This is a genomic window from Robinsoniella sp. KNHs210 (genome assembly GCF_000686105.1).
GTDB classification, from domain to species: Bacteria; Bacillota; Clostridia; order Lachnospirales; family Lachnospiraceae; genus Robinsoniella; species Robinsoniella peoriensis.
On sequence record NZ_JMLZ01000002.1, the window covers coordinates 1,038,339 to 1,053,335 of the forward strand.

The 14,997-nt window shown below is 43.7% G+C and carries 12 protein-coding genes; 11 read left to right on the top strand and 1 reads right to left on the bottom strand.

Translation table 11 applies throughout. From position 1 onward, the window contains the following. The first annotated feature begins 38 nt into the window (after positions 1-38). The 6 genes from CD03_RS0111425 to CD03_RS0111450 all read left to right on the top strand — a co-directional run bounded on the left by CD03_RS0111425 (position 39) and on the right by CD03_RS0111450 (position 8,287). Entirely contained in the window at positions 39-1,895 is a 1,857-nt protein-coding gene (locus CD03_RS0111425) for a cache domain-containing sensor histidine kinase (RefSeq protein ID WP_027293741.1), read from the top strand. Continuing rightward, the gene (locus CD03_RS0111430) at positions 1,864-3,426 is read left to right on the top strand and encodes a response regulator transcription factor (protein ID WP_027293742.1); all 1,563 of its coding nucleotides are present in this window, start codon (positions 1,864-1,866) and stop codon (positions 3,424-3,426) included. Before CD03_RS0111425 ends, CD03_RS0111430 begins: the two co-directional genes overlap by 32 nt. Positions 3,427-3,681: 255 nt before the next feature. Next, on the top strand, positions 3,682-5,124 hold the full coding sequence (locus CD03_RS0111435) for an ABC transporter substrate-binding protein (RefSeq protein WP_027293743.1): 1,443 nt from the start codon (positions 3,682-3,684) through the stop codon (positions 5,122-5,124). Positions 5,125-5,162: 38 nt separating this feature from the next. Further along, the gene (locus CD03_RS33265; RefSeq protein WP_052377767.1) at positions 5,163-6,059 is read left to right on the top strand and encodes a carbohydrate ABC transporter permease; all 897 of its coding nucleotides are present in this window, start codon (positions 5,163-5,165) and stop codon (positions 6,057-6,059) included. Then, positions 6,059-6,886 carry a carbohydrate ABC transporter permease gene (locus tag CD03_RS0111445; protein WP_027293744.1) on the top strand — a complete coding sequence of 276 codons (828 nt, stop codon included), beginning with the start codon at positions 6,059-6,061 and terminating at the stop codon, positions 6,884-6,886. The genes CD03_RS33265 and CD03_RS0111445 overlap by 1 nt, the downstream gene beginning before the upstream one ends. 54 nt (positions 6,887-6,940) lie before the next feature. Continuing rightward, positions 6,941-8,287, top strand: a complete 1,347-nt coding sequence (locus tag CD03_RS0111450; RefSeq protein WP_027293745.1) for a family 4 glycosyl hydrolase — start codon at positions 6,941-6,943, stop codon at positions 8,285-8,287. A gap of 70 nt (positions 8,288-8,357) precedes the next feature. On the opposite strand, the gene CD03_RS0111455 is transcribed toward CD03_RS0111450, so the two are convergent. Next, entirely contained in the window at positions 8,358-9,134 is a 777-nt protein-coding gene (locus tag CD03_RS0111455; RefSeq protein ID WP_027293746.1) for a DeoR/GlpR family DNA-binding transcription regulator, read from the bottom strand. 280 nt (positions 9,135-9,414) lie between these two features. Between CD03_RS0111455 and CD03_RS0111460 the strand changes: the two genes are divergently transcribed. The 5 genes from CD03_RS0111460 (at position 9,415) to CD03_RS0111480 (ending at position 14,809) form a co-directional block, all read left to right on the top strand. Beyond that, complete coding sequence (locus CD03_RS0111460) at positions 9,415-10,968, top strand: aminotransferase class III-fold pyridoxal phosphate-dependent enzyme (protein WP_027293747.1); 1,554 nt, start codon at positions 9,415-9,417, stop codon at positions 10,966-10,968. Positions 10,969-10,980: 12 nt separating this feature from the next. Continuing rightward, positions 10,981-12,150 carry a Gfo/Idh/MocA family protein gene (locus CD03_RS33270; protein WP_044289312.1) on the top strand — a complete coding sequence of 390 codons (1,170 nt, stop codon included), beginning with the start codon at positions 10,981-10,983 and terminating at the stop codon, positions 12,148-12,150. A 213-nt stretch (positions 12,151-12,363) separates the two neighbouring features. After that, positions 12,364-13,476: an alanine dehydrogenase gene (ald, locus tag CD03_RS0111470; RefSeq protein WP_027293748.1), complete on the top strand. Its 1,113-nt coding sequence runs from the start codon at positions 12,364-12,366 to the stop codon at positions 13,474-13,476. Between the two features lie 39 nt (positions 13,477-13,515). Beyond that, complete coding sequence (locus tag CD03_RS0111475) at positions 13,516-14,448, top strand: class II fructose-bisphosphate aldolase (protein WP_027293749.1); 933 nt, start codon at positions 13,516-13,518, stop codon at positions 14,446-14,448. Between the two features lie 67 nt (positions 14,449-14,515). Then, the gene (locus tag CD03_RS0111480; protein WP_027293750.1) at positions 14,516-14,809 is read left to right on the top strand and encodes a Dabb family protein; all 294 of its coding nucleotides are present in this window, start codon (positions 14,516-14,518) and stop codon (positions 14,807-14,809) included. Positions 14,810-14,997: the final 188 nt, after the last annotated feature.

Genomic DNA, 14,997 nt, shown 5'->3' on the forward strand with positions numbered 1-14,997 from the left:
TAGGGAATAATAAAAAGTCCACTGGAGAGGGGTAGGCTATGGGATTACGAAAGATAAGAAATCTGAAGTATCATTTGAAATACTCAATTATTTTCTTTTTACTGTTGTTTTTTCTGCTTCCGTTACTGATACAAAACCTGGTGAATAAATCCGTATTTGAGAATATTTTAGAGAGTAAGATTTATAAATTATCAGACCAGACGGCGGAAAGCCTTTCCTACAGTGTCAGCAATGCACTGCAGGCTCAATTTGATATTGTTAAAAGTGCGGCAAATAATACAGCAGTTCTAAATTATGTGTCCGGGGAGCAGGGGGGAACTACTCAGCAGCGTTATGCCGGGATATATTATGAAATCGTGAAAAATTCGGATGCCACAAAAAATGCATATCCTTTTCATTATATTATTGTAAACCAGAACGGAGAATTCTTCACATCAGCATTTGCACTGAAGGAAGGTCAGTCAGATGCACGGGGGGTTGGATTTAGCAATGATGAGATAGTGAAAGGGCTTTGGCACTCCTATACATTTGCCAATAAATTTTATGTTCATGATAATTACATTTTATCGAAGTCAGGCACACAGCTTTACTGTGGTGCAAATCTTCTAAAAGCAGATAAACAGCTGGGGGTTATTGCTGTGGGGATGGATGCTTCCTATTTTGCAAAGCTATTGTCCAGAAGTTTATTTGGAGAAAACGGGTCTGTTTTTCTGATTGATGAAAAAGGAGAATGTCTGATTCAGGGGGATGAAAGTAAACTGCGGTACGAAGAACTTTCAGGGAACCTAAGGGAGAAACTGCTCTCCAATATGGGAAAAGAGGGATATCAGACATTCCTCTACCGTAACCAGACGTATATACTGTTTACCCATGCTGTAAAAGTTAAAGGGTGCAATAGCGGATGGCAGATGGTCAATATTTCTCCCCAGAATGATCTGACCAGTGATCTCAGGTATATTAATCTGGTGAATTATATTATGATCTTACTTTGCGTGATCTGTATAACGATTCTGCTGTTTTTCTTCAGCAGGAAGATTTTTAAGCCGCTCAAGGTTTTAAACCAGATGACGAAAGAGATTGGAAAGGGAAATCTGGATATAGAGCTGCCTGTGCAGACCTTAGGTGACAAAAATGAAATTGAGGGGCTGATGGAAGCATTTTCGGAAATGGCTGGGGATTTAAAAAACAGCATCGGTCAGATTAAAGAGCAGGAGCAGAATAAACACCAGATGGAAATGAAGATGCTGCAGGCACAGATTAAACCCCATTTTGTCCGGAATACCCTGAACAGTATCCGGTGGATGGCGAAGCTAAAAGGAGCCGAAGGAATCAGCCGGAGTATCCTTGCTTTCTCCAATATGCTGGACTACAATTTTTCGGACAGCCGGATATTTGTGACAGTAAAAGAAGAATTAAAATATGTAGAAGAATACCTTTATCTGCAGCAAATCCGGTTCCAGAACAAATTCAGTTATGAGATTGATGTGGAAAAAGAGATGATGGAGGGCATGATTTTAAAACTGCTGTTTCAGCCTGTGGTGGAAAATTCCATTAATCACGGTGTGCTGCCAAAAAGGGGAATCGGACGGATTGTGATCAAAGGGCGGAGATGGGAAGATAACTATGTCTTTGAAATAACCGATGATGGTGTTGGAATGGAACAGGCACAGGTAGATACACTTCTGGATGAAAAAGAGAACTGGGAAAAAGCCCATGAGGAAGAAAATATTGCACTTTGGAATATCAATCAGAGAATGCAGATGCATTATGGAGGAAGCGCCGTTATAGAGATTCGCAGTGAACCCGGAAAAGGATGCGCAGTAACCATGGTATTTCCGGCAATAAGCAAAGGTGGGGATGAACATGAGCATGTTAAAAGTAATGATTGTGGATGATGAAATATTAACCAGAATAGGGATGAGATCCATAATTCCCTGGGAAGAGTACGGTTTACAGGTAGTTGGGGAGGCAGAAGACGGAGAACAGGCCCTTGGGCTGGCAAAGGAAATTGTACCGGATATTGTGCTTGCGGATATTATGATGCCGAAAATGGATGGACTTATCTTTATCCGGGAATTGAAGCGGATACAGCCTGACTGTAAATTCCTGATTCTAAGCTGCGTGGACGAGGTGTCATATCTGCAGGAGGCTATTAAGCTTGGGGTCAGCGGGTATATTTTAAAAAGTGCAATAGAGCCTCAGAATATGATGGAAGAAGTCACCAGGGTAATAGAAGAGATAAAAGCAGAACGGGTATGCGATGATACGGATATGGAAGAACACCGTTATGTCAATGCCAATGCAGTTCTGGGAGAATATGCCAATCTGGTTCTCCGTGGATTTATTACGGATAAACAGGCGGTTCGGGAACGCTTTGAAAGTGCTTTTATGAATCCCTGCGATGCGTCTGTTTTTCTGGTGTGCATTGAGATTCCCAAGGTTGAAATATTGAGTGCCGTCAAAGGGGTGGAGTATTCTGTAGCAGCGATCTGCCAGAATATTATAGAAACCATGGCGGGAGGCAAGGTATTTTTAACGGACAGCACCAAGCTTTGGGCAGTGATATCTTATCGTGAGGACGGGGTGCAGCTGCTTAAAGATATCTGTAACCGTCTGGAATTAACCATGTACCAATATCTGGACATGCATCTTTCTTTTGGAATTGTCCGGGTGGTAAAGGATGATTTTGACCTGCCGAAATATTACGAACAGGCGGATATAGCCCTCAGCCAGCGGTTTTATAAGCCGCAGTGCAGATTCTGCTTTTTTGAAGATCTTCTGATTACCAGAGAAATTCAGGATAAAATTAAAAACTCCATGGAACGCTGCCGTTTCATAGACGATATGAACACCTTTGGAGAGGATGTAAGAAATCTCTATATGCTTTTACAGGATTATCCGGTGATACCGGAAAAAGAATTAAAGGAAGCCATGAAGCAGACTATTGCGGTGCTTACTGCATTATCGGCACCGAATCAGGAGAGACAGAATAAGCTCAAAGAAATGTTCTGCAAGATCATGGAGTGCGCAAGCTGTGAAGAGTTGTTCCGGTGTATGCAGGAATGGATCATAGGCTTTGATGAACTGGCGGTATGTGCAAACAGCGGAGACACCCTGATCGGGGAGGTCATCCGGTACATAAAGAACAATATAGGAGAGAAGCTGACACTGGGCGGCATTGCAAAACAGGTATATCTCAATCCGGATTATCTTTGTAAGCTTTTCAAGAAAAAGACCGGTGAAAATCTGATTGCATATATTCTGAAATATAAAATTTCGCTATCAAAAGAATACCTTAAGGAAGGGATGAGGATTACCCAGATCAGCGAATGTCTGGGCTTCTCTTCCGAGGGACATTTTATAACAACCTTCAAAAAGCTTTGCGGAATCACACCGGGCGCATATATGAAGAAGATCCATAAATAAGCGGGTATAGCAGTAAAGTAATTGTTTGCTAAGCAGGAGCGTGTCAGATAATTCCAAGATGTTGTTCTGATTACAAAATATGGCGGTATAAATCAGCACAAAAAGAAAAAAAGCCCTGCAAATCCCATGCCGCAGGTCAAGATCCTGTAGGAACTCATCAATCTGTTTCATTGTCTTTTTTCAGGTAAAATCTTACAATAATAGTACAACAGGAACAAGCCGGATGAAACTTAAAACCAGTAAAGGGGGATTTTCATGAAGAAGAGAAGAAACAGATTTATGGCACTTGGAATGGCAGCGGCTCTGGGGCTGACGATGGCGGGATGCCAGAGTACACAGGAGTCGCCAAAACAGACGGATGCATCAGCACCTGTCAGTGAAAGCAAGAGGCAGGAGGAAGAACAGGTAAAAACGGAAGAAAAGAAAACGGAGCAAACCGGGGAAACCGAGAAAACGGAGAAAGAAGCAAAAACAGAGGAAACAGTTTTGAGTATCTGGCTGGCGACTTATATTTCAGATGAAGATAAGAAAAAGCCTCAGGAAGAGTGGCCGATTACAGAGATCTGCAATGAGTTCGAAAAGCAAAATCCGGGTGTCAGGGTAGAGATTACACTGCTTCCAGACCAGGGGGCGGCACATCAGTCTTATAAAGCCGCAGCATTGGCAAAAAGCGGACCGGATATCATTAACCTGTGGTCGGGACAGCCGATCTTTGCTTTAAAAGATGTGGTGCTGGATATTTCCGATATGATTCCACCGGAAGATAAGGAAAATCTGATGGGGTGGGATGTGGTTACGGAAGATTTTAAAGAAGGCGGAAAGATACTGGGCTATCCCGCAGCAGGATCGGAAATATGTGGATTTATCTATAATACGGATATTATGAAACAGGCAGGTGTGGATCTGGAAGGCAATCCGCCAAAAACAGTAGATGAATTTCTTACAATGCTGCAGAAAGTAAAAGATGCCGGAATCCTTCCGATAATTGCAGATTCGGCAGGGGTAAACTCCTTGTTTACCATGGATATGGCAACCTGGTGGGTGCAAAAGACCAGTAATGAAGATATTGCGGCAGAGAGCAAGGGAGAAAAGAAATTCTCCGATGACGAAAACTTTAAAAATGCTTTCCGAGTTACCCAGGATATGTTCCAGAAAGGATATGTCAACGAGGATTATGCCAGTTCGCAGGATGCTTTATCCAGATTCCTGAAAGGAGATGCTGCGATGCTTGGGGGTGTGACTACCGGTATCCTTCAGGTAGTGCGGGAATCCCTTGGAAATGATAAGGCTGGATTTTATACACTGCCGGATTATGACGGTAATGTCCTGAAAAGCAATACGGCAATTGGCGGCTCCGGACAGGTACTGGCAGTTGCAAATTACTGTCCCAATCCCGAATTGGCAGTAAAATTCTGTTCTTTCTTAAGCAACAAACAAAACCATCTGAAGCTGCTGCAAAATTATCCGATGCTTCCGCTGAGAAAGGATATTACGTTAAAAGAGCTTGGCTGGGAAGGGGACAGTGTGATGGAAAAACTTTATGATATAGCCCAGAATTATTCCTACTGGACAGATAACAGTATGGTGCCGGACATTGCAAATGAATGTTTCTCTCTGGGCACGCTTGCGGTTACAGGTAAAATGACGCCGGATGAACTGGCGCAGAAGCTGGATGAAAAAGTGCAGGAGCTCCAGTAAACGGAGGCTCCGGCATGTGAACGGGGAGGAGCCGGGACATGAAGAAAAGAAGATTCTGTCATAGAGAAGCACTTCAGGGATGGCTTTCCATATTGCCGGTGTTAATTATTTTAGTTGCTGTCAGGGGAATACCCGTGGCAGCAGCTGTTATAAAAAGTTTTACAAATTGGGACGGAATGTTTAAATCTGATTTTGTGGGACTGAAAAATTATATCCAGATTTTGGGACACGGGGAATTTTGGGGGCTTTTCAGGAACAATCTGGTGCTTTTGATATATATACCAATCCAGATCTTTATCGGGGTTGTGGTTGCTGTTTTACTTTATGAAGAAGTGAAGGGATGGAAGATATTCCGTACAATTTACTATATCCCGCAGGTAGTATCTTCCTTGATTGTTGGATTTTTGTTTGCTATCTTTTTTGGATTTAACGGACCGATCAATACCTTATTTCGGGCGGTTGGGATGGACGGACTGGCAATCGAATGGCTGGGACAGGCTTCCAGCGGGTTGGGTGTCATTATTTTTTGCCTGGTATGGATTAATATCGGATGGCAGGGAATGCTGGTGCTGGGCGGTCTGGCATCTGTTTCACCGGATATTTATGAAGCGGCGCGACTGGATGGTGCAGGCTACTGGCAGAAATTATTCCTGGTCACCCTGCCGCTTCTGCGCAGGACCATAGAATATTCCATTATGGTATCGGTAATCTGGTCTTTTACCAGCTTGTTTCCGCTGATCTATTCCCTTACCAGGGGAGGTCCGGGAACCGAGACCATGACAATTGATTATATGATTTACCAGAAATCTTTTGTAAGCGGAAGCCAAATGGGATATTCCTGTGCAATGTCCGTCATCCTATTAATCATTATTTTGATCTTTACGGCGGTTCAACAGGGAATTTCACAGAAAAAAGAAAGGGAGGAGGGAGCTTAGTGAAAAAAATAAAGTGGTCTAAAATATTGGTATTTACCGCACTCTGCCTGATGTCCCTTACCTTTTTATATCCCCTGATTTTTATGACAATGACTGCCATGAAGTCAGGAGCCGAGTATCTGGCTGACCCTTTTGCGCTGCCAAAGTCAATAAACCTGGATAATTTTGAGGCGCTGATTTCCAGATTCAAGATTATGAAGAATTTTCTGAATACCTTTATCGTCGTGGGTGCCAGCGTGGTTCTGATTACCATCTTTTCCGTATTTGCCAGCTATGCGTTTACCAAACTCCGGTTCCGGGGAAGAAACGTGATGTTTTTAATTATTATCGCTACCATGTTTATTCCCGCACAGGTTACCATGATTCCAATGTATGTTATATTTGCAAAGTTTAAATTAGTAGATACCTATACTGGAGTTGTATTATCCTATCTGGCGATGGGGCTTCCCAGTACGATTATGCTGATGACTACCTGCTTTCGGGGGATCGATAAGGAAGTCATGGAAGCTGCTAAAATTGACGGTGCCGGTTATTTTGGATTAGTGGCGAATGTAATTGTCCCTATGGGAATTGCCGGGGTTGCCATGTCTGTCATTACAAACTTCATCGGCTATTGGAATGATCTGTTTACTCCGATGATCTTGTTAAAATCTATGGATAAAAGAACAGTTATGGTTGCACTGTCATCCCTTATGGCTGACCGGACTTCGGTTGACCCCACTTTTCAGATGACGGGGCTTTTAATCAGTGTAATACCCACACTGATCATTTATCTGCTCTTCCAGAAGTATATGACAAAAGGACTGACGGCAGGTGCTATTAAATAAAAAAGATGAGCCGGCCTATGCGGGCAGCAGGCTATGAATACAGGAGGATAAGAAATGAGTGTGAAAATCAGTTTAATCGGCGCAGGTTCCGGAATTTTTTCTATAAATTTGATTAAGGATTTGTGCCTTAATAAAAATCTATCAGACAGTTGGATCTGCCTGATGGATATAAATGAGGGCAGGCTGGATGACATTTACCGGATGTGTGTACGGTATGCAGCGGAAGCAGGCACTGCACTTAAGATTACCAGAACGACGAATCGTTTAGAGTGCCTTAAGGATGCGGACTTTGTGGTTAATACAGCACTGGCAGGAGGTTACGAAAGGCTGAAAGAGGGGTGGAAGCTTGCCAAGAAATGGGGCTACCGGTTTGGAGGAAGTTTTCACATCGTACATGATGAGTCCTTCTGGGTAAACTTTTATCAGTTGAGGCTGATGGAAGATATTTATCAGGATATGCAGAAGGTGTGTCCGGATTCATGGTACATTATGGTTTCCAATCCGGTGATGGGAGGAGTGACCTATCTGACCCGGAAATACAAAGGAATAAAACTGGCAGGTATGTGCCATGGCTACGGTGGTGTATACCGGCTTTGCGAACTGCTGGGGCTGGAACGGGAAAATGTTACCTTTCAAGTTCCGGGCATTAACCATTTTGTGTGGCTGAACAGCTTCTGCTATAAAGGCCGGGATGCCTATCCGCTTCTGGATCAGTGGATTGAAGAAAAATCAGAGGATTATTTTAAAACTTGCAGATACAGTGATGATTTTGGGCCGAAAGCGATTGATCTGTATAAGAAATATGGAATCATGCCTATTGGGGATACCTGTACTCCGGGCGGAGGCAGTTGGGGATACTGGTATCATACCGACGGGGAAGTACAGGAGGTCTGGAAAGAAGATCCCGATCTTTTTTATGATGAATATTTTAAGATTTCCCAAAAGCATGTGGATGACATACACAGGGCAGCCTGCGACGAGTCCATTCGTATGATGGAATTATTTTCCAAAGTACCTTCGGATGAGCCAATGATACCCTTAATGGAAGCATTGGCGTGCGATGTTGAGCGGGTGGTCATTGTGAATATACCAAATGACTTTACCTATGTGGAGGGAGTGCCGGAAGATTTTGAAGTGGAAATACCGGCATTGGTATCCGGGAGAGGGATTCAGGGTATTCACACGCTGCCACTTCCCAAAATGGTACAAAGTCATATGAAAAGAGACCGCATTGCGTCCGTAGAGATGGAGCTGGAGGCTTATGATAAAGGGAGCAGGGAGCTGCTGGTAGAATTGATTATGATGGATCCTTTCACAAAGTCCAGAAATCAGGCGGAAGGATTTTTAAATGAATTATTGGAGCTTCCATTTTTAGAGGAAATGAAACAGTATTATAAATGAAAAAAAGCAGACAAGCCGGAGTTTTAAAATAATCGAAATCCAAAGCTTGCCTGCTTTTTACCTGCTTTTTTCAGGCAGTACAGATATCAATACCCTTCAGTCGCACCGTCTCCAAAAATTCCGGATCCGCTGTCCTTCCAGTGATAATGCAGTCAGCCTGGTCTAAGGATGCATAGCTTAAAAAGGAACGCTTTCCAAGCTTCCCGGCATCGGTCATGACAATTGTCTGTTCGGAGCGGGAGATTGCCAGTTCTGCCATAAGTGCCGTATCGGAGTCGGTAGCCATCAGGCCCTCTTCCAGAGAAATGCCGTCAGCGCCGATAAAGCATTTGGTGAAATTAAAATGACTGATAAATTTGTTGCTGGCATAGCCGGCAAAGTCCATGCGTTTCTGGCGGTATTCTCCTCCGATCAGAATAACGCGGCAAACCGGGGATAGAATCTGAAGGTTAGCCAGGGAATTAGTAAAAACCGTCAGATCCTTGATTTCTTCGGCTTCCAGCTTCTGGGCAAGTGCCTGGCACAGATAATACAGGGTGGTGCCGGAATCGAAAAAAAGGATATCAGAATCCTGAATATAGCGGAGTCCGCATACGGCAATCGCCTCTTTTTCCTCCTGATGGCTTTCAATCAGGCGGTCGAAAGAATATTCGCCGGGGGTTTTATTGGCAAGCTGTATTCCGCCATATCTGCGAATCACTTTTTGTTCCTGCTCCAGTTCGCTAAACAGCCTCCTCACGGTAGATTCGGATACATCTAAAAGTTCCATAGCTTCTATGGTGGTCAGGCGCTGCCTGATTTTCAGTATATTTAAAATGGTTTCAGTTCGTTGTGTCTGTTTGCTCATAAGAAACCTCCTTTTCATTTTTGTCTGAAGCAAGTAGAGCGTCAGGCTAGTACGTCAGGCTAGAACCTGTTTCCGTACTGCCTGTTAGCTCTGGAATTTCTTATCTTTAGTTATAGTATAAAAAGAATGATCTGTCAATGAATATCCCGAATAATTGAACGAAAAAACAATAAAATGAAAGAAACAATCAAAAATAGTTGACAAAATGAAAGAAACGTTATATTATGAAGTGGAAGAAAGGGATGTACAAACCACATATAATGTAAAGGAGGATTTTATTATGAGAAATGATTTAGCTATGTCTCTGGGGGATCTGTTGGGGGAGGAATATGTGAATGCGGTTGCTGCTGCAGCAGTTTCGCTGCTGGGGGTAGAGGAAGAAAAGGCGGAGTCTGCCAAGACAGAAAAGGTAGAATTTTTCCCGGAGTCCTATGTGGAAAAGCTGGATTCCATGCTTGACAGAATCGGTCAAATTGTGACGGTGCCTTTTACAGGTAAAATGGAAGGAGCACCGACACAGGCTTTTGCCAAGGCGGCAAATCATGATGCAAGTCCTATTTCCGGATTCGGATACTACCGGGTAGGGCAGGATGGAAAGCTGTATGTCATTGCCAAGAGTGAGCATTACCACACGCCGCTGGGACATTTCTTTCCGGGATATAAACTGATCGATAATGCCAGAACACTTGGGATTTCCAACGCAACACACAATAATACCAGAGGCTACATAACGAGATTGTGTGAACAGGAATTAGTGAGAATTGCCAATGGGATGGGGAAAGACCAGAAGCAGGAGCTGGAGGATATATTAAAAAGTGATAAACCCCATGTACTAAACCGCGTGATCAATCTGGAGACCGGTTCTCTTGCATGTGAAGCGGGAATTAAGATGATGCTCGCCAGATTTTATAAACTGGACAAAACATTCCCTGCACCAAAATACAGCGGACGAATTCCTGTTTTCTTTGTGATGGGCGACTATGAAGGCGGACGTATGGCAAACTACCATGGCACAACCGTTATTGCCCAGACTTTCCGGGATATGTGGCCGGAATTTTATAAAAAGAATGAAGAAAATGATATCTATAAAGTGGTTCCGGTTGCGATTAATGACCTGGAGGATTTCCAGAAAAAATATGAAATGTATAATCAGGGCAAATATAAAGCAGCTGGCTTTACCCATGAAATTATTCTGATGAATTATGGGGGCATCCGGTTGGAGGAAGATTATCTGAGAGCAGTATATAAAATCTGCCATGAAGGTGATACGCCTATCATGTGTGACGAGATTCAATCCTGTATGTGGTATGATGGTATGTTCTTATTCCGGCAATATGGTCTGAATCCGGATTTCTCAGTGGTAGGAAAAGGCTTTCCGGGCGGGCAGTACCCGGCTTCCAGAATTATTACCACCGCCGAAATGGACAACCTAAACCAGTTCGGTGCACTGGTTACCAACGGACAGGAAGAACTGGCATCGTTGTCTTACCTGATTACAATGGCATTTGTGGAACAAAACGGCAGTGCTGTTTCCGAAACAGGCAGGTATTATGAAGCACGTGTGAAAACGTTGAAAGATAAGTTTCCGGAAGTAATTGACTATGTGGAAGGGGAACAGATGTTAAGTGCCATCACCTTTAAATATGTGGACGATACGGTTACTTTTGTGAAGAAGATGACGGGACGATATTTTGATATCAGTGCTCAGGTATACAAGGCATTCTGCCCGCCGGCTGCGTTATTGAAGCTGCCATTAATCGCGACACACAAACTGATTGACTGCCTGATTTGGCATATGGAAGCTGCACTGCATGAAATGGAAGAAGGAAAGTAGGGGGAATCTGATATGGGAAAAACAATACGTTTTGGAATTATAGGATGCGGGCTTATGGGAAAAGAATTTGCCAGTGCAGCCGCAAGATGGTGCCATCTGACGGTACAGGTAGCAAGGCCGGAGATCGTGGCAGTCTGTGATGTCAATGAAGCATCTCAGAAATGGTTTACTGATAACTTTGATACCATTCAGTTTACAACAACGGATTACAAAGAACTTTTGAAACGGGAAGATGTAGAAGCGGTATACTGTGCACTTCCCCATCTGCTGCATGAACAGGTATACTGTGATATCATTCGTGCCAAGAAGCACCTGCTGGGGGAAAAACCCTTTGGAATTGATCAAAAAGCCAATCAGAAAATTCTGGAGGCCATTGCACAAAATCCGGAAGTAGTGGTGCGGTGTGCCAGCGAGTATCCCTATTTTCCGGCCTGCCAGGAATTAATACGCTGGGTTAAAAATGATAAACTGGGACGGATCATTGAAGTGAAGGCAGGATTTAACCATGCCAGCGACCTGGATATTCATAAGCCCATTAACTGGAAGCGTACCGTTCGCATGAATGGGGAATATGGATGCCTTGGGGATTTGGGCATTCATGCGGAACATGTACCTTTCCGGCTGGGGTGGATTCCGAAAAATGTTTATGCGGTACTAAGTGATATCGTAACTGAACGTCCGGATGGAAAAGGCGGCATGGCAGCATGTGATACATATGACAACGGAACGATGATCTGCCAGTGTGCCGATAAAGATGATAATGAGTTTGCCTTGTATATCGAGACGAAGAGGCTGGAGCCCGGGGCTACCAGTAACTGGTATCTGGAGGTGACGGGAATGGATGCATCCGTCCGATTTTATTCGGATGACCCAAACGCTTTTCACTATCTGTTTTCCGAAGGAAAGAATCAGGCGTGGAGCAGGGTCAATATCGGAACAAAACCACTGATTCCTACCATTACCGGAGATATATTTGAATTTGGATTTACCGATGCCATTTTACAGATGTGGGCGGCATTTATATTGGAAGTAGAGGGAAAAGAGACAGCATTCGGCTGCTTTACACCAGAGGAGACCAGAATCTCCCATGCCCTGCATACGGCGGCATTAAAGTCTTATCAGGAAAAACGGGCAGTGGAACTGGATCTTACTCCTTTGCCTGCAGATTCCCATAATCTATAATGGATAGCACGGTTGGGAATCGGGCATGAAATGCAAAAGATTCATGATAGCAGATCATGATAGAAGATCATAATAGAAGATCATAATAGAAGATCATAATAGAAGATCATGCTAGAAGATCATGCTAGAAGATCATAGTAAGAGATCATAAAGTAAGATCATAAAGAGAGATCAAAAAAAGGGTGCGGCGAATAGCCGGAAAGGGGTAAGTAAATGAAAGTAGGTACCGTTACAGAAATTAAGAAACATGAATACCGCGTAGGCCTTACACCAAATTCAGCAAAAGCATTTATTGATCACGGACATGCGGTTTATATTCAGAAAGGCGCCGGGGAAGGATCTGGCTACCAGGATGATTTGTATGAACAGGCAGGATGTATTTTACAGGATACGGCAAAGGAGGTATTTGACACCTGTGACATGATTGTAAAGGTAAAAGAGCCGCTGGAACCGGAATACCGGCTGATCAGAGAGAACCAGATTATCTATACGTATCTTCACCTGGCAGCAGATAAAGCGCTGACGGACGCTATGCTGGAGAGCAAATGTATCGGTATTGCATTTGAGACGATAAAAGGCAGAAATGGCGGATTGCCCTGTTTAAAACCCATGAGCCAGATAGCAGGAAGGTTAAGCGTTCAGGAGGGTGCGAAATATCTGGAAAAACCCTTTGGCGGAAGAGGTGTCCTGTTAGCGGGAGTTCCGGGTGTGGAACGGGCAAAAGTGGTAGTCCTGGGAGCGGGAATTGTAGGAACCAGCGCAATTAAAATTGCTGCGGGAATGGGGGCAGAAGTTACAGTTCTGGATATTAATCTGGACCGGCTGGAATACCTGGAGGACATTTATCAGGGCAGAATTAATACGGTTTTTTCCACACCCCAGCATATACAGGAATGCCTGGCAGATGCGGATCTTGTGATCGGGGCGGTATTAATCCCGGGTGCGGCGGCACCAAAGCTGATTAAAAGAGAGTATTTAAAGAATATGAAAAAAGGTGCGGTGATTGTGGATGTGGCAATTGACCAGGGCGGATGCAGTGAAGTGAGCCACGTGACTTATCACGATGCTCCGGTATATGTGACAGAAGGTGTGGTCTGCTATTGTGTTGGGAATATGCCGGGAGCGGTATCGAATACATCTACCAATGCATTAAATAATGCTATATTAAACTACGGACTCCATATTGCAGATAAGGGTGCAGAGACGGCACTGAAAGAAGATGCGGGTCTTTTCGAAGGCTTGAATATATACAAAGGAAAGCTAACATACCGGGCAGTAGCGGAGGTTTACGGACTGGAATTTACAGATGCCAGAGCCTGCATTTAGTTTCATGCCCCAATTCAATAAAGATAAGAAGGTGTATATATGGCGATTGTGACACTAAAAGAAATATTAAAAGATGCAAAGAACCGGAGATATGGCGTTGGAATGTTTAATACCATTAATCTTGAAATGGCAAGGGCAATTATAGGGATAGCAGAAGAAGAGCGTTCCCCGGTGATCATCGGTTTTGCCGAAGCACATCTTCCTTACGCAAATCTCGAAGACATCGCGCCGATTATGGTGAAATTTGCAAGAGAAGCAGTGGTGCCGGTTGCGATTCATTTTGACCACGGAATGACCTTTGAATATATCATGAAGGCCATCCATTATGGCTTTACCTCCGTAATGTTTGATGGCTCCACACTAACCTATGAAGAGAATATCCGTCAGACAAAAGAAATTGTGAAAGTAGCCCACGCGCTGAACGTATCAGTGGAAGCAGAGCTGGGGCATGTGGGCGGTGCGGAAGGCGGCGGTGATGACGGGCATGAGGAAATGTATACCAAAGTAGAGCAGGCAGCTGATTTTACCGCCAGGACGGGAATTGATGCTCTGGCTGTGGCAATCGGTACAGCTCATGGAGAATATAAGATAAAACCGGTTCTGGATATAAACCGGCTGCGGGAAATCCGAAATGCTGTGGACGTTCCATTAGTATTGCATGGAGGATCCGGGCTGACGGATCAGGATTTCCGAAGCTGTGTGGCAAATGGAATCAGTAAAGTTAATATTTTTACCGATATGTCGAAAGCTGCAGTCAACACTATTAATGAAAATCTCTGCGGAGCACGTAAGATAAATCTTGGAAACAGCCAGGAACTGATAGAAGGAATCGTGAAAGCGGTAATGCAGCAGTTAAAGGGCTGCACCTGTACTTCCATCAGTTATCCGGAATTAATTAATTATACCATAGACGGCATAAAGGCTGAAGTAGGAAGCAAAATGCGTCTGTTTGGAAGCTCACAGAAAGCATAAAAGAAATCGTGACGCATATCTTACAGAAACCAATTATCAAAAACATGCTAAGAGAGGAAGTGGAACTATGGTAAAACATATTTTATTCTGGGCGTTAAAACCAGAGAAAAAACAGGATGCAGAAGAAATAGTAACAGAGCTGAACTGGAAATTCCAAAATATGCAGCCGCAAATAAAGGGACTTCTGAAAGCGGAAGTGGGAGCTAATTATAATGGCGGTGAATTTGACTTTGCACTCTATACGGAGTTTGTGGACAGGGTGTCGGAAACAGCGTATCAGGGACATCCGGAGCATGTGAAGATAAAAGAGTATATAAAAGCAATTACGGTCGGGAAAGTTTGTGTGGATTATGAATGCTGATTAAGGGACGCTTTGTATCAGGAGATAGTGTTTGTAAAGAAAAGGGGCGGACCATGACAGGCGTTTAGAAGGCTTACTGCAGAACTGGCATGAGCCATAAGCCATTTATAAACTGTTCGCTGTAGTACAAGGATAGGCCAGAATTTGGCTTATCCTTTTTTCGTGCCTATCATTAGCTGAAAAACAAT

Coding starts and splice junctions, on each gene's coding strand:
- CD03_RS0111460 (WP_027293747.1), top strand. CDS start 9,415: ATGAGAAATGATTTAGCTATGTCTCTGGGGGATCTGTTGGGGGAGGAA.
- CD03_RS0111435 (WP_027293743.1), top strand. CDS start 3,682: ATGAAGAAGAGAAGAAACAGATTTATGGCACTTGGAATGGCAGCGGCT.
- CD03_RS33265 (WP_052377767.1), top strand. CDS start 5,163: ATGAAGAAAAGAAGATTCTGTCATAGAGAAGCACTTCAGGGATGGCTT.
- CD03_RS0111450 (WP_027293745.1), top strand. CDS start 6,941: ATGAGTGTGAAAATCAGTTTAATCGGCGCAGGTTCCGGAATTTTTTCT.
- ald (WP_027293748.1), top strand. CDS start 12,364: ATGAAAGTAGGTACCGTTACAGAAATTAAGAAACATGAATACCGCGTA.
- CD03_RS0111480 (WP_027293750.1), top strand. CDS start 14,516: ATGGTAAAACATATTTTATTCTGGGCGTTAAAACCAGAGAAAAAACAG.
- CD03_RS0111455 (WP_027293746.1), bottom strand. CDS start 9,134: ATGAGCAAACAGACACAACGAACTGAAACCATTTTAAATATACTGAAA.
- CD03_RS33270 (WP_044289312.1), top strand. CDS start 10,981: ATGGGAAAAACAATACGTTTTGGAATTATAGGATGCGGGCTTATGGGA.
- CD03_RS0111430 (WP_027293742.1), top strand. CDS start 1,864: ATGAGCATGTTAAAAGTAATGATTGTGGATGATGAAATATTAACCAGA.
- CD03_RS0111425 (WP_027293741.1), top strand. CDS start 39: ATGGGATTACGAAAGATAAGAAATCTGAAGTATCATTTGAAATACTCA.
- CD03_RS0111475 (WP_027293749.1), top strand. CDS start 13,516: ATGGCGATTGTGACACTAAAAGAAATATTAAAAGATGCAAAGAACCGG.